The organism is Georgenia sp. SYP-B2076 (assembly GCF_003991205.1).
Taxonomy (GTDB): Bacteria; Actinomycetota; Actinomycetes; order Actinomycetales; family Actinomycetaceae; genus Georgenia.
This window is the reverse complement of the sequence record NZ_RXOZ01000037.1, coordinates 67,793-91,382: the sequence shown is the minus strand read 5'-3', so window position 1 is coordinate 91,382 and position 23,590 is coordinate 67,793. Positions and strand designations below refer to the sequence as shown.

The following is a 23,590-nucleotide window of genomic DNA, read 5'->3' as shown; positions in this document are numbered from 1 at the left end:
CGGGTGGTAGTGGGGCGCCCGCGCCACGCCGGTGCGGCTCGCGCCGCCGGGCCGGTGCGGCTCGCGCCGCCGTCAGGCCGGCCGGACGGCCCGGTGCAACGCGACGATGCCGCCGGACAGGTTGCGGTACGCGACCTGCCTCCACCCGGCGCGCTGCAGCATCCCGGCGAGCTCGCGCTGCGCGGGCCAGCTGATGATGGACTCTGTCAGGTACCGGTACGCGTCCGTGTTCGACGAGACGAGCGAGGCCATCCGGGGCAGCACCTGGCCGATGTAGGTCTCGTAGACCTTCCGGAAGGGCGCCAGCGTCGGCCGGGAGAACTCGCACACGACGAGCCGGCCGCCCGGCCGTGTCACGCGCAGCATCTCGCGCAGGGCCCGGTCGGTGTCCACGACGTTGCGCAGGCCGAAGGAGATCGTCACGGCGTCGAAGCTGCCGTCGGCGAAGGGCAGCGCGGTCGCGTCGCCGGCCACGAACGGCAGGTCGGGCCGCCGACGCTTGCCCACGGCCATCATCCCGGTCGAGAAGTCACAGGGGACGACGTCGATCCCGCCGTCGGCGTACTCCTCCGAGGACGTCCCGGTGCCCGCCGCGAGGTCGAGCACGCGGTCGCCCGGGCGGGCCGCGACAGCCTTGCGGGTCGCCACCCGCCAGATGCGGTCCTGCCCGAGGGAGAGGACGTCGTTGGTGACGTCGTAGCGCTTGGCCACGCCGTCGAACATCCCGGCGACCTCGCGCGGCTTCTTCTCCAGGCTTGCTCGGCTCATGGCGCCATCATCCCAGGTCCGCCGCCGGTGCGCACCGGGCCTATTGTGGGCCTGATGCCCACGACCCACCCGAGCGCCGCCACGAGCGTGCACGAGCCCCGCCCCGAGCCCGGTGACGCCGCCCGCGCGCCCTCCCCTGCCCTCCATGTGCGCACCGTCGAGATCGACGACGTGCCCGACCTCCTCGCGCTGCTGCCGTCCTCGGACCCGGTGCGCACGTTCTCCTGGGTGCGGCGCGACGAGGGCCTCGTCGGCTGGGGCGAGGCGCTCCGCATCGAGACCGACGGGCCCGGGCGCATCCGCGCCGCCGACGCCGAGTGGTCGCGCGTCGTCGCCCGGATGACGGTCGAGAATGAGGTGGGGCTGCCGGGAACGGGCGCCGTGGCCTTCGGGTCCTTCGCCTTCTCCGCCGACTCGGACGCGGGCGGCGTGCTCGTGGTGCCCCAGACCGTCGTCGGGCGCCGCGACGGGCGCTGCTGGCTGACGACCGTCTCCGCCGCCCATGACAGCGCCGCCGCGGTCACCGCGCCCGCCCTGCCGACCCCCACCGCCGTCACCGCCCCCGGGGCGGTGACCTTCGCGGACGGGTCCCTCACCACCCGCGAGTGGCGCACGGCGGTCGCGGAGGTCGTGGCGAGGATCAAGGCGGGCGAGGTCGCGAAGGTCGTGATGGCGCGCGACGTGATCGCCCGCGCCGAGGCGCCGGTGGACCTGCGCCACCTCCTGCGTCACCTCGCGGCGGACTACCCGGCCTGCTGGACGTTCGCCGTCGACCACCTGCTCGGCGCCACGCCCGAGCTGCTGGTGCGCCGCGAGAAGGGACTGGCCGCGTGCCGCGTCCTCGCGGGGACGATCCAGCGCACCGGCGACGACGCCGACGACCTGCGCCGCGCGGCCGAGCTCGCGCGGTCGTCGAAGGACCTCGAGGAGCACGAGCTCGCGGTCGCCTCCCTCGTCCGGGCCCTGCGGCCGTACTGCGCCAGCATCAACGTCCCCGACGCGCCCTTCGTCCTCCACCTGCCCAACGTCATGCACCTGGCCAGCGACGTCACCGGCGTGGTGGACGGGGCCCTGGGACACCCCAGCACCTACACGTCGCACGGGGCGGACGGGCTGGGGCCGTCGAGCCTGGCGCTGGCCGCCGCCCTACACCCCACCGCCGCGGTGGGCGGGACGCCGACCAAGGACGCCACCGCGATCCTCGCCGGCGCCGAGAAGATGGACCGCGGCCGCTACGCGGGTCCGGTGGGCTGGATCGGGGCGGACGGCGACGGCGAGTGGGGCATCGCCCTGCGCTCCGGGCAGATCTCCACCGCCGACCCGCGCGAGATGCGGCTGTTCGCCGGCTGCGGCGTCGTGGCCGCCTCCGACCCCGAGGCCGAGCTGGCCGAGTCCGAGGCGAAGCTCAGCCCGATGCGCGAGGCCCTGCGGCCCTGAGGCGCCCGGGCGCCGCTGCGCCGGGGGCCGCCGGCACCCCAGGGCCCACACCGACCCCGGGTCGGTGGCGGTGGCGGTGGCGGTGGCGGTGGCGGTGGCGGTGGCCGATCGTCGGACCGTCAGCCGCGGCGTGACCCGCCGCGGCTGAGCGCGCCCCGCTACTGGTCCTTGCGCACCGCCAGGGTGGCGCTGACGTCGAGCGCCTTGTCGCTACGCACCACGGTGAGGGTGACCTTGTCACCGCTGGCGTACTGGCGGACATAGCCGGTGAGCGCCTCCGCGCCGTCCACGGGGTCACCGTTGATCGCGGTGATGACGTCGCCGGGCTGCAGGCCGGCGTCGGCGGCGGGCGTGCCCGGCTCCACGGAGTGCACCTGCGCGCCGGAGCGGGTGGCGCCGTCCGCCGTGGCGGTGCCGTCGGCCAGGGACACGCCAAGGTACGCGTGCTCCGCGACGCCCTTGCTGATGAGCTGGCCGGCGACCTGCTTGACCAGGTTGCTCGGGATGGCGAACCCGAGTCCGATGCTGCCCGCCTGGCCGGAGCCGTTGGACATGCTCGCGATGGAGCTGGTGATGCCGATGACCCGGCCGGCGGCGTCGAAGAGCGGCCCGCCGGAGTTGCCGGGGTTGATCGCCGCGTCGACCTGGATCGCGTTGGTGACGACCTTGCTGGGCTGTTGTCCCAGGCCCTGGGGCTGCTCGGTGGTGCTCACCGGCCGGTCGAGCGCCGAGACGATGCCCGTGGTCACCGTCGAGCTCAGGCCGAGCGGGTTGCCGATGGCGACCACCGGGTCGCCGACGACGACGTCCTCGGAGTTGCCGATCGTGGCGGGCTTGAGGTCCTTCGGCGGGTCGGTGATCGTCACGACGGCGAGGTCGGTGGCGGGATCCGTGCCCTGGACGGTCGCCTTGTAGATGCGGCCGTCGGAGAGGGTGATCTGGATCCCGCCGTCGACGGCGTCCCCGACCACGTGGTTGTTGGTCACCACGTGGCCCTTGTTGTCGATGATCACGCCGGAGCCGGCGCCGGCGCCGGAGGCGGTCTGCACGTCGATGGCGACCACGCTCGGGCGGACGGCGGCGGCCACGTTGGCCCAGTCGGGGTCCGTGGTCGTGGAGGTCACGACCGGCTTGCTGTTGGTGCCGGCGCTCTCCTGCTGCGTGGTGGCGGTCGCGGCCGCCGGCGCGCCGCCGTCGTCGAACGCGCCGGTCAGCCCGGCCGTGCCCACGCTGGCGAGGAGGGCGGCGATGGCTGCGGTGCCGGCCAGCGCGGCCCAGCCGGGCCGGCGGCGCTCCGTGCGCTCGGTGTCGCGGCCGCGCAGGGGCCCCGATCCGCCCGCTCCCCCGGCTCCCGCCGGCCCGTAGGGACCGAAGTTCGGGCCCTTGGCGTCGTATCGCGGTGCGCCGCCGTAGCTGCCGCCCTGCCCGGGGCCGCCGCCGTGGCCGCCGTCCGGGCCGGGGACCGACGCGTAGCTGCTGCCCGATCGAGCACCCGCGGCGGCGTACGGGCCGCGGGACGCCGGTGCGTAGGGACCGTTCGGCTCATGACCGTTCGTGGTAGCCGGGCCGTGCGCGTCGCCGCGGGCCGGGTCGGTCGAGCGCGGCGAGCCCGTGCCGCCGCCGACCCCCTGCTGTGTCCAGCCGTCACGGCCGTAGGGATTCGGGGCCGTCCACCGTGAGGCGGACTGCGGCTGCTGCTCGTCGTTGCTCATCGTGTCCTCCGTGTACCTGTTGGTGCCACCAGGTAACCCCAGCGACCTGACGGGCACCTTGGCGAATCCTGAGAACATCCTGGGACGCCGTCGGCGCGGGCGCGAGCCGTCCCCGGGCGCCGCGCCGGCGTTCGGACGCCGGTGCCGCGGGCCCCGGCCCGCGCCCGGCGCCACCGGGCGCGGGGCCGATCAGCGGGCGGCCACGCCGCGCAGCGCACCGCCGACGGCCGAGGCGACCTCCGCCCCGAGCCGCCCTCGTTCGGCCCTGAGCCCGGACCTGTCGACCCGGACCTCGACGACGCTGCGGCCCCGCATGGCACCCGCGAACAGGGCGCGCAGCTGCTCGCCGTCCTCGACGAGCACGTGGCGCGCCCCGTAGCCGGTGGCGAGCTGCGCGAGGTCCACAGCCTGAGGAGTGCCGAAGATCCGCTCGAACTGGGCGGCCCGCTCCGGCGCCCCGTGCTCGAGCGTGGAGAAGATCCCGCCGCCGGCGTCGTTGAGCACCACCACCTGCAGGTCCACCTCCCGCTCGAGCGTGCCGCGCAGCAGCGCCCCGGCGTCGTGGAGGAACGTCAGGTCTCCCATCACCGCGCGCACGGGCCGCCCGGTGCCGAGAGCGACGCCGGTGGCCGTGGCGATGGTTCCGTCGATGCCCGCCAGCCCGCGGTTGGCGAGCACCGTCGGGGCCGCGGCCGCATCCCATGGCGCGGCGGCCAGGTCGAGGTCGCGCACCGTGTTGGAGGAGCCGAGGACCAGGATGTCCGGTCCGTCGCCGGGCCGGCCGGCCGCGTCCGCGACGCGACGGGCGAGCAGGAGCCCGTCCAGCGGCCGGCGGGCGTCCAGCACGAGCTTGTCGATCGCGGCCCGCGCGGCCTGGTCGGCCAGGCGCCAGCGGTCCAGCCAGGCCGCGTCCGCCGGGACGCGCGCCGCGGGCGGCAGCACGTCGCCCACCACGCGGGCCGCCGTCCCCGCGACGTCGGTCCACAGTCCCCGCGGGGCGACGACGACCACCTCGACATCCGGGCGCGCGAGCAGCGTGCTCACCGGCCGGGACAGTGTCGGATGGCCGAACAGGACGACCCGCTCGATCGCGCCGCCGAGCGCGGGCTCGGACAGGAGCAGCCGGTAGGGGCCGATGGCGTGGTCCCCGGCACGGGCGCCCGAGGTCGGCTCGGCCAGCAGCGGCCATCCCGCCGCCTCCGCGAGCTGTCGGGCGCGGGGGCCCGCGCCGTCCCCGGCCACGACGACCGTGCGCGGACCCCGCCGCAGCGCCTCCGCGGCGGGGCGCCCCGCCGGTGCCACGACGTCGCGCGGGGCGGGCGGCCGCCCGGGGCGCCACCGCGCCGCCGGGGCGAGCGGGTCGCGCAGCGCGACGTTGAGGTGCACGGGGCCCGGGTCGTTCGACCGCAGGCCCCGCGCGGCGGCGAGCGCCCTGGTGACGACCTGGTCCAGCGCGGACCCGCCCGCGGCCCCGGCGGGCAGGTCGACGGCGTACCGCGTCGCCGAGGCGAAGATGCCCACCTGGTCGGTGGTCTGGTTCGCGCCGGTGCCGCGCAGCTCGTGCGGGCGGTCGGCGCTGAGCACGACGAGCGGCGCTCCCGAGTGGGAGGCCTCGAGCACCGCGGGGTGCAGGTTCGCGACGGCGGTCCCGGAGGTGGTCACGACCGCGACGGGGCGGCAGGCGCCCCCGTCCTCGGCGGCGGCGCGCCCGTCCTCGGCGGGGGCGCGCGCGAGGCCCAGGGCGACGAAGCCGGCGACGCGCTCGTCGACACGCACGTGCAGGCGCAGCCACCCGGCGTCCTCGGCCGCCTGCAGCGCGTAGGCGAGCGGGGCGCTGCGCGAGCCGGGGGCCAGGACGACGTCGCGCACCCCGTGCGCCACGAGTGCGGTCACGAGCTGGTGCGCGGTCGCCGTCGAGGGCTCAACCGCGGCGCCGTCGCCGATGCTCGCGCTCATCGACCTGCTCCGAGGTGGCCGGCCATCTCGGACAGACGGTCGTCCCACCGCACGGCGACGTCGCCGCCGGCGCGCGCGGACGCGAGTGTCTGCGGCGTCGGCGCGGGGCGGCGCACCCCGATCCGGCCGTCCACGGGCAACAGGGGGTCGGGGACGGTGTCGCGCTCGAGCAGGTGCACGGTGGCGAGCCCGCAGGCGTACGGCAGGTCCGGCAGCGCCGCCGCGAGCGCGAGGCCGGCCGCGATCCCGACGGAGCTCTCCAGTGCCGAGCTGACGACCACGGGAAGCTGGATCTCCTCGGCCAGGCGCAGGCACGCGCGCACGCCGCCGAGGGGCTGGACCTTGAGGACGACGACGTCCGCGGCCTCGGCCCGGCGCACGGCGAGCGGATCCTCGGCACGCCTGATCGACTCGTCCGCGGCGATGAGCACATCGGTCCGCCGGCGGAGGGCCGCGAGATCGGCGACGGCGGCGCACGGCTGCTCGGCGTACTCGAGGCCGCCGGCCGCGCGGTCGAGGTGGCCCAGCCGCGACGTCGCCGTCTCCAGGTCCCAGGCGGCGTTCGCGTCGACCCGGATCTTGCCCTCTGGGCCGAGGGCGTCGCGCACGGCCTCGAGCCGGGCCTGCTCGTCGCCCAGGGACTGGCCCGGCTCCGCGACCTTGACCTTCGCCGTCATGCACCCGCCGGAGCCGAGGACGATCCGGGCGGCCTGCTCGGGGCCGACGGCGGGGACGGTCACGTTGACCGGGACGCTGGCCCGGACGGCCGGCGGCCAGCCTTCTTCCGCGGCCTCGAGGCCCGCGCGCAGCCAGGCGGCGGACTCCGCGGCGCCGTAGTCCCAGAAGGGCGAGACCTCGCCCCAGCCGGCGTCGCCGCGCAGCAGCACGCCGTCGCGCACCGTGATCCCACGGAACCGGGTGCGAAGGGGCGTCGAGTAGACGGCGCGAACCTGCGGGAGGTGTCGGGCGGCGAGCGTGGCGGACATGGTGGCCAGGATAGGAGGCCGCACCTACACGACGTGTCCCAGCAGGTCGGTGGCCGTCTTGCGGACGTCGCCGCCCTCGCTCAGGGCGCTCACCACCGCGCCGTCGACCACGGCGACCGCGAGCGCCGGGGGGCATCGGCTGCCCAGGAGCGTGAGGATCCCGCCGACGGCCGCGTCGAGGCGCTCGCGGCCGGCACGGTAGGCGCGGGCGACGGCGGGCGTGCCGCCTGCGGCGAGGAGCTGCTGGTAGTGGCCCCGGACCTGGCCGGGGCCGGGCAGCAGCGCGTCGAGCACGGCCGCGGCGATCTCCGGCGCGGGCACGTCGGTGGGCCGGTCGGGCGGGCGACCGGCGCCAGTGGGGCCCGGCGTGCGGAGCCGGTCGAGCACCCGCTCGGCCTGCTCGGCCCAGCGACCCACGAGGAGGCTCCCGGCGGCGCCGAGCAGGTCCTCCAGCCCCCCGAAGTAGTAGGTGGTGGCAGAGAGTGAGCAGCCCGCGCGCTGGGCTACGGCCCGGTGGGTGACCGCGGCCGGCCCCTCGGCGAGCACGATGGCGGCCGCCGCCTCGACGAGGGCGCTCCGCCGGCGCTCCCCCTTGGAGCCCACGGTCATGAGGCTGCGTTCTCCGCGAGGTTGAGGCCGACGATCCCCGCGACGATGAGGACCAGGGAGACGAGCTTGAGCACTGAGACGCTCTCGCCGAGGACCGCCATGCCCACCACCGCCGTGACGCTGGCCCCGATGCCCGTCCACACCGCGTATGCGGTACCGACGGGGAGGGTGCGCAGTGCGTAGCTGAGGCCCAGGAGGCTGACGACCGTCAGCACGACGAACGACACGCTGGGCCAGAGGCGGCTGAGCCCGTCGGAGGCCTTGAGGCTGAGCGCCCATCCCGCCTCCAGGACGCCCGAGCCGATGAGGATGAGCCAGGCCATGATGATCTCCTTCAGATAGTGGTACGGACGTACCGTAGCGGGCCGCCGAACTGCGGGCACCTCCGCCACCTCGAGGGGCGGTCAGCAGCGCAGCAGGCTCGGCATCCACACGGTGCGCCTAGACCCTTGTGCGGTGTGTCACATGTCGGTAGTTTGTACGTATGTTCGACATGGTGTGGAACCCAGGACCGCAGGACGACGCCGCGGAGGCGCCCCCGGCGGAGGCCGGCGAGCGTCCCAGCCCGCTGGAGGTCCTCATGCTCACCGCCCTCCACCGCCACTCGGTCGACCACCCCGGCAAGCGGCACCACGGGGCGCGTCGCGCCCGGACCGTCCGGCCGGAACCACCTGAGGTGGTCGCGGCGCCGGAGACCCCCACGGCCCCGGCCGAGCCCGAACCACCCACAGCCCCCGTAGCCGCGACCTCGCCCACCCCGCTCGCCGATCCGGCCAGCCTCGGCGACATCCTGGACTCGGCAGCCCCGCTCGTCGGGCTCGACCTCGCCCAGACCATCGACGGAGTCGACCCGGAGGGCCAGGACGCCGGCGACCTCGTCGAGCTCATCGCCCATTGGTCCCGGCTGCTCGCGTGGGCCCATGCGCGTCGCGGCGAGGCGGCCGCGGAGCTCCTCGAGCGGGCGAGCCGGGACCATACGGCCGACACCGCGCTCCTCGTGGTGGCCACGGAAGTCGCGATGAGGCAGGGGACCAGCCGACAGGCGGCCTCGACCCTGGTGCGCACCGGCAGCCTCCTCGCCGGCCCGCTCATGGCCACCGGGGAAGCGCTCCGCCGCGGGGCGATCGACCCGGGCAAGGCCCAGATCATCGCCAAGGCGCTCGAAGACCTGCCGCTGCCGGTGAGCACCGCCGTGGAGGACGTCGTCCTCCCTGGCGCTCTGGGGCGGACTCACCGGCAGCTGACGAGGGACCTGAGCAGGGCACTCATCGCCGTCGACCATCACGAGGCCGAGCGGCGCCACCGGTCTGCACGCGACAAGCGACGCGTCTGCCACCCGCGCGCCCTGCCGGACGGCATGGCGTCCATGTTCGCCGTGCTGCCGGCGGAGGACGCGATCGCGCTCGACCTGGCCCTCGATGCCGGGGCCCGTTCGGCGAAGAACGCCGGCGACCGAAGGACCAGCGACCAGCTGCGCGCCGACATCCTCGCCGCCGTGGGGGCCGACGCACTGGTGCAAGGGTGGATCGGGGGCCGGCCGGGCACCGTCGTGGCCGCAGACCCCGCACCTGGTGCCGCGGCGGACCCGGCTGACCGTCCCGATGCGTCCGGCCCACGGCCGAAGCGCCGTCCGGCGCCTGCCGAGACCTTTCCCATCGGCACCGTGGGCGGGGTGCCGGTACAGGTCAACGTCACGGTGCCCCTCTCGACGCTCATGGGCGGCGGCGAACCGGGCGACCTCCACGGCTACGGCCCGATCGACCCCGCCTCGGCCCGTGCACTGGCGCTGGGCGGCGTCTGGAGACGCCTCGTCACCGACCCGCTCAGCGGCACCGTGCTCGACGTCGGCCGCACCCGCTACCGGGTCCCGCTGGGTCTCGCCGAGATCGTGCGGGCGCGTGACGGCACGTGCGTGCTGCCCGGCTGCGGCACCCCGGCCAGCCGTTGCGACCTCGACCACACGATCCCGTTCGGCCGCGGCGGACCCACCGCGCTGACGAACCTCGGTGCGGCCTGCGACACGGACCACCTGATCAAGACCATGGGCGACTTCCGGGTACGGCAGTTCGCCCACGGCGTGTTCGAGTGGACCTCGCGCCTCACCGGCCGCACGTACCGGCGAGAGCTCGACGGCTCCACCACCGTCCTCCCCTGGCGGGCCAGCAAGCGCGACGCCGAGCCGGTCCCTCCACCGGCCGATCGTTCCGGATCGGCCGACGACGGCGAGGGCGAGGGCGACGACGACGCTCCACCCTTCTGACGCGGCAGTCGGGCGGCGCACGGCCGGCTCGCTGGGGGCGTCGCCACCGCAGTTAGGGTGAGGCCGTGAGCGAGATCCCCTCCCCCGTGTCCGAGACCTTCGACCCGACGGCATGGCGGGAGGTCGCCGGGTTCAGCTTCACCGATCTCACCTATCACCGCGGGGTCGACCGCTCGGGCACCGAGGAGCGCGACCTGCCCGTCGTCCGCATCGCGTTCGACCGCCCCGAGGTGCGCAACGCCTTCCGCCCGCACACCGTCGACGAGCTCTACCGCGCCCTGGACCACGCCCGGATGACCTCCGACGTCGCCGCGGTCATCCTCACCGGCAACGGCCCGAGCCCGAAGGACGGCGGCTGGGCGTTCTGCTCCGGCGGCGACCAGCGCATCCGCGGCCGGGACGGCTACCGCTATGAGGCCGAGGGGGCAGACGACGAGGCGCCGGTGGCCCAGCGCCGCGAGCAGATCGACCCCGCACGGGCAGGGCGCCTGCACATCCTCGAGGTCCAGCGGCTGATCCGCACCATGCCCAAGGTCGTCATCGCGGCGGTCCCCGGGTGGGCCGCGGGAGGCGGCCACAGCCTCAACGTGGTGTGCGACCTCTCGATCGCCTCACGGCAGCACGCGAAGTTCATGCAGACGGACGCCAACGTGGGTTCCTTCGACGCCGGGTACGGGTCGGGCCTCCTCGCCCGCCAGATCGGGGACAAGCGCGCCCGGGAGATCTTCTTCCTCGCCCGCGAGTACTCGGCCGAGGACGCCGAGCGGTGGGGGGTCGTCAACGAGGTCACCGACCACGACAACCTCGAGCCCCTGGCGCTCGAGTACGCGCGGATCATCGCCACGAAGTCGCCCCAGGCGATCCGCATGCTCAAGTTCGCCTTCAACATGGCCGACGACGGCCTGGCCGGTCAGCAGGTCTTCGCCGGCGAGGCCACCCGCCTCGCGTACATGACCGACGAGGCGGTCGAGGGACGCGACGCCTTCCTCGAGCGCCGCGACCCGGACTGGTCGACGTTCCCGTACTACTACTGACAGTGATGATGTGTGTGAGGGTTCCTCGGTGGGGGTCCGACTCCCTGGCCCCGTCTACTGGACCGTCACGCCGCCGTTGACCGGCACGAGCTCGATCCACGTGTTCCCCGGAGCGATCGTGAGCGGGGTGCCGTCGGCCGCGGTGAGCGCGAGCGGGTCGCGCGTGCCGGCCTTGGACCAGGTGCCCTCCAGGACCTTGCCGCCGGTGGCGACCAAGGCCTGTCCGTTGCCGGTGAGGACCGTCTCCGGGACCGGGAGGCCCGCGGGGTCGCGGGCGCCCGTGTCGACCACCTGGACGCGCAGCACCACGACGTTCGTGGCCACGATGCGCACACCGTCGGCGGAGACCTGCGCGGCGCCGCGCTCGTCGCGTGCCCAGACGCCCGGCCCGCCGCCGCGGCCGGCGTCTGCCGCCCCGTCCCAGGTCCACCCTGGCGCGGCGCTGGGGAACGCCAGGACGATCCTCGACGCCGGCGTCCCCGCCTTCACCGCGCTCGCGGACGCCGCATCCCAGGCGTGACGCAGCTGTTCCGCCGGCGGCGCGCTGTGCGCGCCGTCCGCCTGGGCGAGGAGGTCGGGGCCGGAGCCGTAGACGTTGTGCGGCGCGCGCCTGAACTTCACCCGGTACAGCCCGCGGACGCCCTCGTCGTTGCTGAGGACCTGCAGGCCGGCGTCGCGGATCTGCTGCACGAACTGGGGCTGCCCGCCGGAGAAGGCCATCACCCCGCCGAGCGGGCCCGAGATGGCCGCGTCCATCGGACGCACCGACCGCACCGGCCCGAGCACGTCCGGGACGGCGGAGTGGTAGACGGCGTTGAACCGCGTGATCCCACCCTCGACCATCTCCTCCCAGACGACGTCCGCGTCCTCGAGGCCCGTCTGCGGGCGCGCCGCCGCCGAGTTCTCGATCTTGACCGAGAGCGCCGGGCGGGGGGTGACCTCCCCGGCCACGCCCGTCAGCGGCCACCGCGCGGGCAGCGGCGCGGGCCGCGCCTTCTTCGCGAGATCCACGGCCGGGGTCGTCGTCGTCGACGGCTCTGGCTCCGGGGTCGACGGCGAGCAGGCGGCGAGCGCCAGCGCCACGCCGACGACGAACGCCACGCCCACCCGCCCACGCCGCCACGGGCGCCGGCGATCGCCGCGCGGACCGGCCGCCCCAGCGGGGGAACGGTCCGGGGTCGGGGTGCTCATCGTTGTCTGCTCTCTGACGGGGAGATGACGCTCACATTAGTGGCCGACCTACCCTGGTTCGGTGACCAGCCACGCCGTGCCGCCGAAGGACCCGCCCGCCCCGTCGTCGCCCGGGCGTGAAGGCCGCGACCCCGGCGCCCTGGCTGCGGGGCTCGAGCCGGTCCCCGGCGGCACGCACCCGCGGGAGGTCGCGGCGCTCCTGGGGGCGCTGCGCGGGGTCGTCCTCGGCGACGACGCGCGCATCCTCGTCCCCCACAGCCCCGACCGGTCCGGCACCGACGTGCTCACCGAGGTCCGCGGCCGGCTGCGGCGCCCGGTCCCCGGCGGCACGGCCGTGATCCTGCAGACGTCGGGCTCCACGACGGGCCGGGGGCACCTGGTCGCCCTGAGCGCCCGGTCGCTGGCCGCGTCGGCGCGCGCGACGGAGCAGCGGCTGGCCGGGCCCGGCCAGTGGCTCCTCGCCGTCCCGAGCCACCACGTCGCCGGCCTGCAGGTCCTGGTGCGGTCCGCGCTCGCCGGCACCGAGCCCGTGGTCCTGGACACCACCGGCGGCTTCGACGCCGAGTCGCTGGCCGGCGCCGCCCGCACCATGCGCGCCGACGTCCCCGGGTACCTGTCCCTCGTACCGACCCAGCTGGTGCGCGTCCTCGACGCCGGCGACGACGCCGTCGCGGCACTGCGGCGCCTCGCCGCGATCCTCGTCGGTGGTGCCGCGTCGGCGCTACACACCCTCGGCCGCGCCCGCGACGCGGGCCTGCGCGTCGTGACGACCTACGGCATGACCGAGACGGGCGGCGGGTGCGTCTACGACGGCGTGCCGCTGCCGGGCGTGACGGTCCGCACCACGGACCAGCGCGTGGAGATCAGCGGGCCCGTGCTCGCCTCCGGGTACCTCGACGACCCGGCCGCGGACGAGGCGGCCTTCACCACCGCGGACGGGGTCCGGTGGCTGCGCACGTCGGACCGGGGCCGGCTCGAGCACTCCGCCCCGGGACAGGCCGCCCGGCTGGTCGTACTCGGCCGCATGGACGACCTCATCAACACCGGCGGCGTGAAGGTCTCCCCCGGCGCCGTCGAGCGGGTCCTGCACGAGCACCCGGGCGTCGGTCAGGTGGTCGTCGTGGGGGTGCCCGACGACGAGTGGGGCGAGCTGGTCACGGCCGTCCTCACCGTCGCGCCGGGGGCCGCCGCCCCGGCCCTCGCCGAGCTGCGCGCGCTCGTCGCCGCCCGGCTCGACAGCGCCCAGGCCCCGCGGGCGCTGGTGGTGGTGCCGCGGCTGGCCGAGCGCGGCCCGGGGAAGGTGGACCGGATCGCGTCGGCCCGCATCGCCGAGGCCGCGCTGCGCGAGCCGCACGGCTCCGGCGTCGAGCGTCACGTCCACGGCGCACCACCGACGGCGGACGAGGGCAGCCGCGGACGCTAGGCCTGGCCCACGGCGCGGCGCCGACGGCGGCCGAGGCGCGGACGCCGGGCCGGCCGGCACGCCACTATCCTTGATCGTCCCCCTTTGCCCGGTCCTTCCCACCGGGCCGCCCCCGACCTCGACGGAGTCCCATGGCCACCCTGACCGACTGGCTCGAGGGCGCGCGCGTGCGCACCCTGCCTGCCGCCATCTCGCCCGTGCTCATCGGCACGGGCGCGGCCGTGGGCCTGGGCCAGGCATCGGTAGGCCGGGCGCTGCTGGCCGCGGGCGTCGCCCTCGCGCTGCAGATCGGGGTGAACTTCGCCAACGACTACTCGGACGGGATCCGGGGCACCGACGACGTCCGCACCGGCCCGCCGCGGCTCACCGGCGGCGGGAAGGCGACGCCGGCGACGGTGAAGCGGGCGGCGCTCGTCAGCCTCGGCGTCGGCGGCCTCCTGGGCGTCGGCCTGGTCGCGGCGTCGGGCTCGTGGTGGCTCCTCGCCGCGGGGGCCGCCGCCCTCCTGGCGGCGTGGGGATACACCGGGGGCAAGCACCCGTACGGCTACATGGGCCTCGGCGAGGTGGGGGTCTTCGTCTTCTTCGGGCTGATGGCCACGCTCGCCACCACCTGGACCCAGGCGCTGGAGGTGTCCTGGATGGCCTGGGCGGGCGCCGTCGGGGTGGGCCTCATCGCCTGCGCGCTGCTCATGGTCAACAACATCCGGGACATCCCCACGGACTCCCGGGTGGGGAAGACGACGATGGCCGTGCGCCTCGGGGAGCGCGGCGCACGCTGGACCTACGTCGCCATGATCTGGCTGCCGGTCGTGCTCGGCGTGGCCTGCGCGCTGCAGTCACCGTGGGCGTTGCTGGTGCTGGTCCTCGTCCCGTGGGCGGTCCGCCTGAGCCGCATCGTGCTCGGGGGCGCCGTCGGCCGCGACCTCATCGTGGTCCTGCGCGACACGGGGCTCCTCGAGCTGGGCTACGGGCTGCTGCTCGGCGTCGGGCTCGCGCTCTAGCGAGCTGCCCTCCGCCGGCGAGCCCTCGCGGGCGGGTGCGGCGCCACGGGCGGGATCGGCACCCGGCCCGGTCTCCTCCGGCCCGGGCTCGTCCGGCCCGTCGGCGCGCTCGTCGAGGAGCGCGTCCTCGTAGGCCGCGTCCTGCTCCACCCGGGGGGAGAACGTCGGCCGCTGCTCGCGCAGGGGGCTGTACTCGGAGATCACCTGGGCGGCGGCCTGGCCCTGCGGCTTGAGCACGAGGAACGAGACCAGCGCGCCGAGCACGATGGCGGTCACCCACAGCAACCAGGACCGCATCCCCAGCACGTACAGGACGCCGGCGGCGGCGAGGACCATCACCAGCCGGAGGGCGGTGTACACGAGCAGACGCATCCCCCCACACTACGGCGCCGGCGCCGCCGGCCCGCCGGGCGCCCCCTCGGGCGTCCACCGCTTCCCAGCCCGATTACCCTTGGGGCATGGGAAAACTTCTCCCCGTGATCCTTCTGCTCGCGGTCATCATCTACGCCCTCATCGACTGTGTGCGCACCCCTGAGGACTCCATGCCGGCCGGGATCCCCAAGGCGCTCTGGGTGGTCCTCATCCTGGTGTTCCCGGGCCTCGGCGCGCTGGCGTGGCTCGTCATCAGCAGGATCGCCAGGGCCGAGGCGGCGCAGCAGAGCGGGACCCGGCCGGGGCCGTGGACCGCACCACCCGCCCGGCGCCGCGGCCCGGTGGCCCCCGACGACGACCCGGAGTTCCTCGCCCGGCTGGAGGCCGAGCGTCGCCGCACGGCACGGGAACGGCGCCGGGCCGTCAAGGAAGGTCGCACCGGGAACGGGGGCAAGGGTCACCCGGACCAGAACGGCCAGGGGGCCACCTCGGGCGGTCTCCGCGAGTCCCCCAAGGGGCGCCTCGGTCCCGAACGGGCGCAGCGCGCCTCGGACCACGGCCCGGCGGATCCCCGCAAGGACGACGAGCGTGTCGCCGACGAGGGCGAGCAGGGCACCGTGGACCCGGACGCGAGGACCGGCACGAGCGAGTAGCCGCGGAGACCGGCGCGAGCGAGTAGGCCACGAGCGAGTAGGCCACGGGCGGCCCGCCACGGGCGAGCCGAGGGGCCGCGGGGGCGGACCGCCGGCACGGCCGCCGGCGGCGGGCTAACCGATCCCGCTGGGCTACCCGATCCCGCTGTAGGAGTGCAGGCCGTTGAACAGCAGGTTCACGACGAAGTAGTTCCCGAGGATGCACACGAACCCGAACAGCGACAGGTAGGCGGCGCGCCGCCCCTCCCACCCGCGGGTGGCGCGGGCGTGCAGGTAGGCGGCGTAGACCACCCAGATCACGAAGGACCAGACCTCCTTGGGGTCCCAGCCCCACGGCCGGCCCCAGGCGTGCTCCGCCCAGATGGCGCCGGCGATGACGGTGAAGGTCCACATCATGAAGCCGACGGCGTTGAGGCGGAACGAGATCCGCTCCAGCTCCGCGGACGAGGGCACGACCTCCAGAACCCTGCCCCAGAAGCCCGGGCGTCCCGCGCCGCTGGGCGCGCCCGCGGCGCCGCTGCCGCCACGGCCGGCGACGGCGTGCGCCGCACCCGCCGTCGCGGCGCCGGCGGAGCCGACCAGCGCCAGGTCACCGGCGCCCGCCTCCGCCTCCCGGCCGCGCCGGAGCTCGGCGCGCTCCTGGACCAGCTGGACCGCGGAGAGCATGGCCGCGATGCCGAAGACACCGACCGCCGCCGTCGCGATCGAGACATGGATCACCAGCCAGTAGCTCTGCAGGGCCGGCTGCACGCCGTCGGCGCGCACGTACAGCACCGAGACGGCGACGCCGAGCATGAGCAGCACCGGCCCGACCACGAACGTGCCCAGGATCCGCAGGTCACGGCCCCGCTGCAGCGCGAGGAAGATCGCGACCGCCACGAGGGTGGCGAGGATCGAGAACTCGTACATGTTGGCCCAGGGCACCCGCCCGGCCGCGATGCCACGGGTGGCGACGCCCACGAGATGGAGGCCCGCGCCGAGCCACGTCGTAGACATGGCGATCCCCACCGCCCGGCGCCGGCGCCCCTCCGGGCCGCGGTCCCGCAGGCCCGAGAGGTCGATCGCGAACGCGACGAGCGCCACCATGTAGGCGGCCATCGCGCCGTAGATCAGCAGCGTGCTCAGCTGACCGAGGTTGCTCTCCGGCATCAGTGTCCTTCCTGGGCCGGCAGCGCGCCGGCGGTTGTCCCTACCGCCTCGGCCCGGTCCGGTGCGCCCGGACGGCCTGCCGCGGTGGTCTCAGCGGTCTCATTGTGCCTCGCGGGCCCCGCCGCGGACATCACGCGCTCCAGGTCCCTGCCGAGCGCGGGGTCGTCGCCGCGCGCGAGCGCCGCGGCGGAGACGTCGGTGCCGCCACCCGGCCGCGCGGTCAGGCGCACCCACAGGCGCCGGCGCGGGACGAACAACGAACCGAACAGCCCGACCATCGCGGTGACGGCGAAGGTCAGCAGGAACGGCAGCGACGGGTCGTACCGCAGGTCGAGGGCCGCGAACCGCGGGAGGGAGTCGAACGTCACCGACCCGAGCCCCTCGGGCAGGTCGACCGTCTGCCCGGGCGCGAGGAAGAGGGTGACGGGCGCCTGGCCGCCCTCGGCGGAGCCGGGCGAGCCGTCGGCGGCGGGCTCGTACAGCTGCCGCATGGCGTCCGTGTCCAGGACGTAGACGTTCTGCGGGACGCCGCCGTCGAGCCCGAGGTCGCCCGCCCAGGCGGTCAGCGCGAGGAGCGGTGCGTCGGGCTGGGGGTACACGGAGCGCACGCCGGAGCCGTCCGGCTCCGCGACGGCGGTGGGCAGGAAGGCGCCGGTCAGCCCGAGCTGTTCCTGGCCGGGGCTGACGTCGGGCACCTTGACGACGCCCCGGGAGGTGTAGACGCCGTCCTCGGGCAGGAACGGCACCGGCCCGGAGAACGCGACCTCGCCGGCGCCGTCGCGCACGGTGATCACCGGGGCGTACCCGTTGCCGGAGAGGTAGACGTTCGCGCCGCCGGCCGTCATCGGGTGGTTGACCTTGAGGAGCTCCGCCCGGGTGGACCCGTCCGGTTCCCTGACCTCCATGTGCGCGGTGAAGTTCCGGGCCTGGGCGACGGCGTTGAACTCGGACTCGAACTTCTTCAGCGTGAAGGTGAAGGGTTCGAGCGAGCCCGGGTCGAACAGGGTGCCGGGGTCGAAGGAGTCGTACGCGACGACGGAGTTGGCGAAGGACTGCCCCTCCACCACGACCGCCTGGCCCCGGTAGCTGAAGAGCTGGCCGGCGGCCAGCGACAGGAGGATGCCGACGAGCGAGAGGTGGAAGACGATGTTGCCGGTCTCGCGCAGGTACCCGCGCTCCGCCGTGATCCCGTCGGGCGTGACCGCCGCGCGGTAGCGGCCCCTCAGCGCCGCCCTGACGGCGTCGGTCGCGTCGGCGGCGGTCGCGTCGACCACCCGCTCGGCGCGCACCGGGAACCGGGTGAACGTGCGCGGCACCCGGGGCGGCTGCGCCCGCAGCGCCCGCCAGTGCACGGCGATGCGGGGCACGATGCAGCCGATCAGCGAGGTGAACAGCAGCAGGTAGATCGCCGCGAACCAGGGCGAGCCGTAGACGTCGAAGAGGCCCAGCCGCTCGAGCCACGGCGCCAGGGAGGGGTGGTCGAGCTGGTACTGGGCCACCTTCGCGGGGTTCTGCGGGTCCTGCGGGAAGAACGAGCCGGGCAGCGCCGCCACGGCCATGAGCAGCAGCAGCATGATGGCCACGCGCATGCTGGTGAGCTGGCGCCACGTCCAGCGCAGCCAGCCCCGCAGCCCCAGGGCGGGCACCTCCACGCCGGGGCCGCCGCCGGACCCGCCCGAGGTTCGGGAGTCCCCCGGCGCGGCCTCGTCGCCCAGGCCCGCCTTGGAGCTCAGGTTCGTCGGGTCGTTCTCGTTCGTCCGCAGCTTGGCCACGCTCACACCACCGGCTCGAAGTTCAGGACGAGGCCCTGGAGATAGTTGGAGAAGGTGCCCCACACCCCGCTGACGAGCGCGATGCCCAGCAGCACCAGCAGGGCGCCCCCCAGCCGCTGGATGAGCAGCCGGTGCCGGCGCAGGAAGCCCAGCACCCGCCGGGACCGGGAGAAGGCCATGGCCAGGACCACGAACGGGACCCCGAGCCCGAGGCAGTACGCCACCGCGAGCGCCACGCCGCGCGCGGGGTCCGCGCCGCCGAGGGAGAGGGTGAGCACGGCCGCCAGCGTCGGGCCGATGCACGGGGCCCACCCGAGGCCGAAGACGACGCCGAGCACCGGCGCGCCCCACATCCCGCCGCGGGGGGTGGCGTGGATGCGCCGGTCCCGCTGGAGGAAGGGCACCGCCCCCATGAAGGCCAGGCCCATGAGGATCACGACCGCCCCCAGCACCCGCATGATGGTGCCGATCCACGGGGTCAGGGCGATGCCGACCCAGGAGAAGGCCAGGCTGAGGCCCACGAACACCGCGCTGAACCCGGCGACGAAGAGCAGGACCCCCACCAGCAGCCGCCCGCCGCCGGAGCCCTTCCGGGCGCCCGCGCCGCCGGTCGTGGTGCCGACCATGCCGCCGAGGTACCCGACGTATCCGGGCAGCAGCGGCAGCACGCACGGAGAGGCGAAGGAGACGAGCCCGGCCACCATGGCCACGGGCAGCGCCGCGAGCATGGAGCCGTCGACGACGGTGCGCTGGAAGAGCTCGGCGATCTGGTCCACCGCGCCTCAGGCCCCCTCGGCCAGGACGTCGTCGATGAGCCCGCGCAGGATCGTGGGGTCCGCCTGCCCGAGCACCCGGGCCGCCACCCGCCCGTCACGGTCGAGCACGACGGTGGACGGCATGGCCTGCAGCGGCACCAGACCCTCCAGCGCCGCGACGCCGCGGGCGCCCGAGTCGTGCAGCGAGGGGTAGGGCATGTCGAAGGTGCGCTCGAAGGCCTGGGCGGTGCCGACGTCGTCGCGCGGGTTGATCCCGAGCAGGTGCACACCCTGGGCCGCGTAGTTGTGCTGGACGGCCGCCAGGTCGGGGGCCTCGGCGCGGCACGGCGGGCACGCCGCGTACCAGAAGTTGAGCACGGTGACGTCGCCGCGCCAGTCGGCGACGTCGATCTGGTCGCCCTCGTAGCTCGTGCCGGTCAGCTCCACCGGGTCGCCGCGGTCGGCCTCGGGCCAGGTGGCGAAGGACCCGTCCCCCGCCACGTAGCCGCCGTTGACCGAGCCGGGGTCGCCGGACGCGCCTCCCGGGGCGCAGCCCGCCGCGAGCAGCACCGCGGCGACGACGGCGGCCAGCAGCACCCGCGCCCGCGCGCCGCGGGGGCGCCCGGCCTGAGCCCCCGGGGGGCGCCCGGCCTGGGCGCCCTGCGTGCGCGTCGCCCGTGCGCCGTCCCCGCTCACGCGAGCGCCCCGCCGTCGTTCTCGGCGGCGGCCGAGGTCCCGGGCACCATGTCCGACGCGCCGAGGAGCAGCTCCCCGGCGGGCTCCCAGTAGCTCAGCCCGACCAGCCGCCGCCCGTCGAAGGTCAGCGACGTGAGCGAGGCCAGCGAGCACTGGCGCCGGCGCGGGTCGTGCGCGAGCGGGCGGCGCTCGAGGAAGAGGCGCGTGGACCAGATCGGCAGCTGGTGGCTCACGAGCAGGACCTCACCGCCGTCGGCGCGCGTGAGCGCGTCCGAGATCGCCCCGCTCATGCGGGCCACCTGCGAGCGGTAGGGCTCGCCCCAGCTGGGCCGGAAGGGATTGACGTAGGACGGCCAGTAGCGCGGGTGCGCGAGGACGGCGCGGTTCTTGTTGACCGCGACGCCCTCGAAGCGGTTCGCGGCCTCGATGAGGCGCTCGTCGGTACCGACCTCGAGCCCGTAGGCGCTCGCCGTGGGGCGTGCCGTCTCCTGGGCCCGCTGGAGCGGGGACGCGACGACGGCGCGGATGTCGTGGCCCGCGGCGTGGAGCACCTCGGCGACGCGCGCCGCCATCTCCTGGCCGCGCGCGGAGAGCCGGTAGCCGGGCATGCGCCCGTACAGGACGCCGTCGGGGTTGTGCACCTCGCCGTGCCGCATGAGGTGGACCGTCGTTCGCTGCATGACCCCAGTGTCGCAAACTCAGCGAACCGGGCGGACCGGGCCCTACTCGTCCCCGGCGTCCGCGCTGGTGCCGGACGGCGCGCCGTCCCCCGGCGCGTGCGCCGTCTCGCCGTCGTCGGCGAAGACGGCCATGATCTCGCCGAGCTGGTGCATCTGCTCGGGCGTGATCCGGTCCACCAGCCGCGCGCGGACGGAGTCGACGTGGCCGGGCGCCGCGGCCACGAGGCGGTCGAACCCGGCGTCGGTGAGGGTGCAGTTGACCCCTCGCCGGTCGTCGGAGCAGGTGCGACGTTCCACCAGCCCGGCGCTCTCCATCCGCCGGACGGTGTGCGTCAGGCGCGAGCGGGAGTGCACGAGCTCGGACGCGAGGACGGACATGCGCATCGTCCGGCCCTCCGCCTCCGTGAGCCGGACGAGCACCTCGTACTCGCTGAGCGAGAGCCCCGACCGCTCCTCGAGGTCGCGGTTGATGTCGTCGAAAAGCTGGGCCGAACCCCGCAGGAGCTGGCGCCAGCTGTGCTGCTGGTCGGCGTCGAGCCAGCGCGTCGCCGGCTGCGTCGGTGCGGACATGTGTCTCACCCTCCTCGGCGCCCGGGGCGCCGGTTGGTCACTCACCATCGTCGTACGGCCGCGCGCACCGTGCCCAGCCCCGCGACGGACATCGCGGGCGGGACCGTCTCAGGCTCTGATACCCGTGGGCGGGATCACTTGCGCAGACCACACCCGCCCAGTATATAGTTCAATCGTCAACTACTTGTTCGATCCCCTCGGAGGAACCATGAGCTCGATCCCCGCTGGCACCTACGTCATCGACGCCTCGCACACCGACGTCGGCTTCACCGTCCGCCACGCCGGCATCTCCAAGGTGCGCGGCAAGTTCGAGAAGGTCGACGGCACCATCGTCGTCGCCGAGAACTTCGCGGACTCGAAGGCCACCGTGAACATCGACGCCTCGTCGATCAACACCGGCGACGCGAACCGCGACGGCCACCTGCGCTCGGCCGACTTCTGGGACGCGGAGAGCAAGCCGACCTGGACGTTCGTGACCACCGGCATCGAGGGTGCGGGCGAGGAGTTCAAGATCGTCGGCGAGCTCACGATCAACGACGTGACCAAGCCCGTCACGCTGGAGACCGAGTTCAACGGCTCCGTCGTCGACGCCTTCGGCGCCCCCCGTATCGGCTTCTCCGCCGGCACCGAGATCTCCCGCAAGGAGTTCGGCCTCACCTGGAACGCGGCCATGGAGACCGGCGGCTTCCTGGTGGGCGACAAGATCAAGATCTCGCTCGAGGTCGAGGCCAACCCGGTCACCGAGGCCTGAGTCACCCGGGTCCTCGGACCCGACCCGGCCGGCCGCACGGACGCGGCCGCACCCACCGACGGCGGTGCCTGCACCAGGCGCCGCCGTCGTGGTGTCCCGGCGCCGCCGTCGTGGCGTCCCGGCGCCGCCGTCGTGTCCCGCCGTCGCCGCGAGGTCAGCCGCGCCCGAGCGCCGCGCGCACACGCCCGGCGTCGATGCGCCAGTAGCCCTGCTGCACCCCGTCGACCGTGACGACGGGGACGAGCTCGCCGTACTTCTCGCGCAGGGCGGGGTCCGCGTCGATGTCGACCTCCTCGAAGCCCTCCCCCGTCGCCTCGCGCAGGCCAAGGAGCATCGTCCTGGCCTGGTCGCACAGGTGGCAGCCGGCGCGTCCGTAGAGGACCACCCGGGATCCGCCGCCAGTCCCGCCCGCGGGCGCCGCCGCTCCAGTGTCGTCCATGGCCACGACCCTACGCGGGCGCGGGGCGCCGTTAGGCTGGCCGGGTGCCACGACCCGAGGTAGAGGCCGCCACCGACCACGTCGCGGCCTTCTTCGACGTCGACAACACCATCATCCGGGGCGCGAGCGCGTACCACCTGGCCCGCGAGCTCTACCGGCGCGGCTTCTTCGGCCTGCGCGACATCCTCTTCGCCGCGCGGCACTCCGTGGCCTACGCGGTCCTGGGCGAGAACCTGCTGCGCATCGCGGCCATCAAGGAACGCGCCCTGCGCCTCATCGAGGGCCGCTCGGTCGCCGAGATCATCTCGATCGGCGAGGAGGTCTACGACGAGGTGCTCGGCCACCGGGTCTTCCCCGGCACCCGTGCCCTTCTGCAGGCCCACCTCGACGCCGGCCACGAGGTCTGGCTGATCACGGCCACCCCGACCGAGATCGCGGACCTGCTGGCCCGGCGCCTGGGCGCCACCGGCGCGCTGGCCACGCGCATGGAGGCCACCGACGGTCACTACACCGGCAAGCTGACCGGGACGATGCTGCACGGGCCGGGCAAGGAGGCGGCCGTGCGCGAGCTCGCCGCCGCGCGGGGCATCGACCTGGGCGGCTCGTACGCCTACGGCGACTCGATCAACGACGTGCCGATCCTGGGCGCCGTCGGGCATCCCTGCGCGATCAACCCGGAGCCGCGGCTGCGCCTGCACGCCGCGGAGGTGGGCTGGCCGGTGCGGGACTTCCGCCGCCGACGGCGGTCGGTGAAGCAGGACCTGCGCGCCGGGGCCCGCTCGGCCAGCTGGGCGGGCACCGCGTGGGCGGTCTCCATCGTGGCGCGGGCGCTCCTGCGGCGGGTGCGGGCGCGGCCCTGAAGACGGCTCAGGCCCGGCGCTGGGGCCGGGCCTGCCGTCATGGCGCCCCGTGGGGCGCCGGCGTCACTTCTTGTTACGACGCTGGTGACGCGTCTTACGAAGCAGCTTGCGGTGCTTCTTCTTCGACATGCGCTTGCGGCGCTTCTTGATGACTGAGCCCATAGGGACCTCACAGGGTTGATCGCGGGGCGCGGGGCGGGCGGCCGCGCGCAGAACACAGAGATTCTACCCGCTCACCGGCCGCCGGCCGACGCCTGCCCCCAGTCGCCGAGCCCCTGGCTGATCAGATGCTCGACGGCGGCCTGCGGCACGCGGAACGAACGACCCATGCGCACGGCGGGCATCTCGCCGGCGTGCACCATGCGGTACACCGTCATCTTGGACACCCGCATGAGCTCGGCGACCTCGGCGACGGTGAGAAACCGCGGCGGCCCTTGCTGCTCAGCCATGTCCACCCGTCCTTATTCGTGCCGCCAACATGGCGGGCTTCTCCAGAGCGAAATATAGGGGTAATCG

At 75.0% G+C, this 23,590-nt stretch carries 24 protein-coding genes and 1 pseudogene; 8 read left to right on the top strand and 17 right to left on the bottom strand.

Annotated features, from left to right (window positions below; all coding sequences use genetic code 11):
* Positions 1 to 72: 72 nt before the first annotated feature.
* Positions 73 to 768, bottom strand: a complete 696-nt coding sequence (locus EJK16_RS18775) for a demethylmenaquinone methyltransferase (RefSeq protein WP_127132146.1) — start codon at positions 766 to 768, stop codon at positions 73 to 75.
* 54 nt (positions 769 to 822) lie between these two features.
* Between EJK16_RS18775 and EJK16_RS18770 the strand changes: the two genes are divergently transcribed.
* Positions 823 to 2,205, top strand: a complete 1,383-nt coding sequence (locus EJK16_RS18770) for an isochorismate synthase MenF (protein ID WP_127132144.1) — start codon at positions 823 to 825, stop codon at positions 2,203 to 2,205.
* Between the two features lie 158 nt (positions 2,206 to 2,363).
* Here EJK16_RS18770 and EJK16_RS18765 read toward each other — a convergent pair whose 3' ends face one another.
* The 5 genes from EJK16_RS18765 to EJK16_RS18745 form a co-directional block, all read right to left on the bottom strand.
* Positions 2,364 to 3,995, bottom strand: a complete 1,632-nt coding sequence (locus EJK16_RS18765) for a S1C family serine protease (RefSeq protein ID WP_240646169.1) — start codon at positions 3,993 to 3,995, stop codon at positions 2,364 to 2,366.
* Positions 3,996 to 4,106: 111 nt separating this feature from the next.
* On the bottom strand, positions 4,107 to 5,873 hold the full coding sequence (gene menD / locus EJK16_RS18760) for a 2-succinyl-5-enolpyruvyl-6-hydroxy-3-cyclohexene-1-carboxylic-acid synthase (protein WP_127132142.1): 1,767 nt from the start codon (positions 5,871 to 5,873) through the stop codon (positions 4,107 to 4,109).
* Positions 5,870 to 6,859: an o-succinylbenzoate synthase gene (locus EJK16_RS18755; RefSeq protein ID WP_127132140.1), complete on the bottom strand. Its 990-nt coding sequence runs from the start codon at positions 6,857 to 6,859 to the stop codon at positions 5,870 to 5,872. The genes menD and EJK16_RS18755 overlap by 4 nt, the downstream gene beginning before the upstream one ends.
* Positions 6,860 to 6,883: 24 nt before the next feature.
* Positions 6,884 to 7,468, bottom strand: a complete 585-nt coding sequence (locus tag EJK16_RS18750; protein ID WP_127132138.1) for a TetR/AcrR family transcriptional regulator — start codon at positions 7,466 to 7,468, stop codon at positions 6,884 to 6,886.
* The gene (locus tag EJK16_RS18745) at positions 7,465 to 7,791 is read right to left on the bottom strand and encodes a multidrug efflux SMR transporter (protein ID WP_127132136.1); all 327 of its coding nucleotides are present in this window, start codon (positions 7,789 to 7,791) and stop codon (positions 7,465 to 7,467) included. The genes EJK16_RS18750 and EJK16_RS18745 overlap by 4 nt, the downstream gene beginning before the upstream one ends.
* Positions 7,792 to 7,952: 161 nt before the next feature.
* On the opposite strand from EJK16_RS18745, the gene EJK16_RS18740 reads away from it, so the two are divergent.
* Entirely contained in the window at positions 7,953 to 9,728 is a 1,776-nt protein-coding gene (locus EJK16_RS18740) for an HNH endonuclease signature motif containing protein (protein ID WP_127132134.1), read from the top strand.
* Positions 9,729 to 9,793: 65 nt separating this feature from the next.
* Positions 9,794 to 10,762, top strand: a complete 969-nt coding sequence (locus EJK16_RS18735) for a 1,4-dihydroxy-2-naphthoyl-CoA synthase (RefSeq protein WP_127132132.1) — start codon at positions 9,794 to 9,796, stop codon at positions 10,760 to 10,762.
* 54 nt (positions 10,763 to 10,816) lie between these two features.
* Here EJK16_RS18735 and EJK16_RS18730 read toward each other — a convergent pair whose 3' ends face one another.
* Positions 10,817 to 11,953, bottom strand: coding sequence for a DUF3048 domain-containing protein (locus EJK16_RS18730; RefSeq protein WP_127132130.1), 1,137 nt, complete (start codon positions 11,951 to 11,953; stop codon positions 10,817 to 10,819).
* A gap of 61 nt (positions 11,954 to 12,014) precedes the next feature.
* On the opposite strand from EJK16_RS18730, the gene EJK16_RS18725 reads away from it, so the two are divergent.
* Together EJK16_RS18725 and EJK16_RS18720 are read left to right on the top strand one after the other, a co-directional pair.
* On the top strand, positions 12,015 to 13,376 hold the full coding sequence (locus EJK16_RS18725; RefSeq protein ID WP_205739849.1) for an AMP-binding protein: 1,362 nt from the start codon (positions 12,015 to 12,017) through the stop codon (positions 13,374 to 13,376).
* A 131-nt stretch (positions 13,377 to 13,507) separates the two neighbouring features.
* Positions 13,508 to 14,377, top strand: a complete 870-nt coding sequence (locus EJK16_RS18720) for a 1,4-dihydroxy-2-naphthoate polyprenyltransferase (RefSeq protein WP_127132128.1) — start codon at positions 13,508 to 13,510, stop codon at positions 14,375 to 14,377.
* A 201-nt stretch (positions 14,378 to 14,578) separates the two neighbouring features.
* Here the strand turns inward: EJK16_RS18720 and EJK16_RS20480 are convergent.
* A pseudogene (locus tag EJK16_RS20480) lies at positions 14,579 to 14,749 on the bottom strand (DUF4229 domain-containing protein); the annotation flags it as partial.
* 86 nt (positions 14,750 to 14,835) lie between these two features.
* On the opposite strand from EJK16_RS20480, the gene EJK16_RS18710 reads away from it, so the two are divergent.
* Positions 14,836 to 15,402, top strand: a complete 567-nt coding sequence (locus EJK16_RS18710; protein WP_127132124.1) for a PLD nuclease N-terminal domain-containing protein — start codon at positions 14,836 to 14,838, stop codon at positions 15,400 to 15,402.
* A 132-nt stretch (positions 15,403 to 15,534) separates the two neighbouring features.
* On the opposite strand, the gene ccsB is transcribed toward EJK16_RS18710, so the two are convergent.
* Genes ccsB through EJK16_RS18680 form a run of 6 tightly spaced genes read right to left on the bottom strand, consistent with a single transcriptional unit; the run spans position 15,535 to position 21,024 of the window.
* Positions 15,535 to 16,551 carry a c-type cytochrome biogenesis protein CcsB gene (gene ccsB, locus EJK16_RS18705; protein ID WP_127132122.1) on the bottom strand — a complete coding sequence of 339 codons (1,017 nt, stop codon included), beginning with the start codon at positions 16,549 to 16,551 and terminating at the stop codon, positions 15,535 to 15,537.
* Positions 16,551 to 18,323 (bottom strand): cytochrome c biogenesis protein ResB, encoded by a 1,773-nt coding sequence (locus EJK16_RS18700; RefSeq protein WP_240646168.1) that lies wholly within the window; start codon positions 18,321 to 18,323, stop codon positions 16,551 to 16,553. The genes ccsB and EJK16_RS18700 overlap by 1 nt, the downstream gene beginning before the upstream one ends.
* Before the next feature lie 2 nt (positions 18,324 to 18,325).
* On the bottom strand, positions 18,326 to 19,099 hold the full coding sequence (locus tag EJK16_RS18695) for a cytochrome c biogenesis CcdA family protein (RefSeq protein WP_370276117.1): 774 nt from the start codon (positions 19,097 to 19,099) through the stop codon (positions 18,326 to 18,328).
* A gap of 6 nt (positions 19,100 to 19,105) precedes the next feature.
* Positions 19,106 to 19,774 (bottom strand): TlpA disulfide reductase family protein, encoded by a 669-nt coding sequence (locus tag EJK16_RS18690; RefSeq protein WP_240646167.1) that lies wholly within the window; start codon positions 19,772 to 19,774, stop codon positions 19,106 to 19,108.
* Entirely contained in the window at positions 19,771 to 20,454 is a 684-nt protein-coding gene (locus EJK16_RS18685) for a histidine phosphatase family protein (RefSeq protein WP_127132121.1), read from the bottom strand. The genes EJK16_RS18690 and EJK16_RS18685 overlap by 4 nt, the downstream gene beginning before the upstream one ends.
* A 42-nt stretch (positions 20,455 to 20,496) precedes the next feature.
* Complete coding sequence (locus EJK16_RS18680; RefSeq protein WP_127132119.1) at positions 20,497 to 21,024, bottom strand: MarR family winged helix-turn-helix transcriptional regulator; 528 nt, start codon at positions 21,022 to 21,024, stop codon at positions 20,497 to 20,499.
* Between the two features lie 208 nt (positions 21,025 to 21,232).
* Between EJK16_RS18680 and EJK16_RS18675 the strand changes: the two genes are divergently transcribed.
* The gene (locus tag EJK16_RS18675) at positions 21,233 to 21,775 is read left to right on the top strand and encodes a YceI family protein (protein ID WP_127132117.1); all 543 of its coding nucleotides are present in this window, start codon (positions 21,233 to 21,235) and stop codon (positions 21,773 to 21,775) included.
* Positions 21,776 to 21,929: 154 nt separating this feature from the next.
* Here the strand turns inward: EJK16_RS18675 and EJK16_RS18670 are convergent, their stop codons facing one another.
* Positions 21,930 to 22,214, bottom strand: a complete 285-nt coding sequence (locus EJK16_RS18670; RefSeq protein WP_127132115.1) for a glutaredoxin family protein — start codon at positions 22,212 to 22,214, stop codon at positions 21,930 to 21,932.
* Between the two features lie 44 nt (positions 22,215 to 22,258).
* On the opposite strand from EJK16_RS18670, the gene EJK16_RS18665 reads away from it, so the two are divergent.
* Positions 22,259 to 23,074, top strand: a complete 816-nt coding sequence (locus EJK16_RS18665) for an HAD family phosphatase (RefSeq protein ID WP_127132113.1) — start codon at positions 22,259 to 22,261, stop codon at positions 23,072 to 23,074.
* Between the two features lie 63 nt (positions 23,075 to 23,137).
* Here the strand turns inward: EJK16_RS18665 and EJK16_RS18660 are convergent, their stop codons facing one another.
* Entirely contained in the window at positions 23,138 to 23,236 is a 99-nt protein-coding gene (locus EJK16_RS18660; RefSeq protein WP_005504750.1) for a 30S ribosomal protein bS22, read from the bottom strand.
* 71 nt (positions 23,237 to 23,307) lie between these two features.
* Positions 23,308 to 23,523 (bottom strand): helix-turn-helix domain-containing protein, encoded by a 216-nt coding sequence (locus EJK16_RS18655; protein WP_127132111.1) that lies wholly within the window; start codon positions 23,521 to 23,523, stop codon positions 23,308 to 23,310.
* Between the last annotated feature and the right edge of the window lie 67 nt (positions 23,524 to 23,590).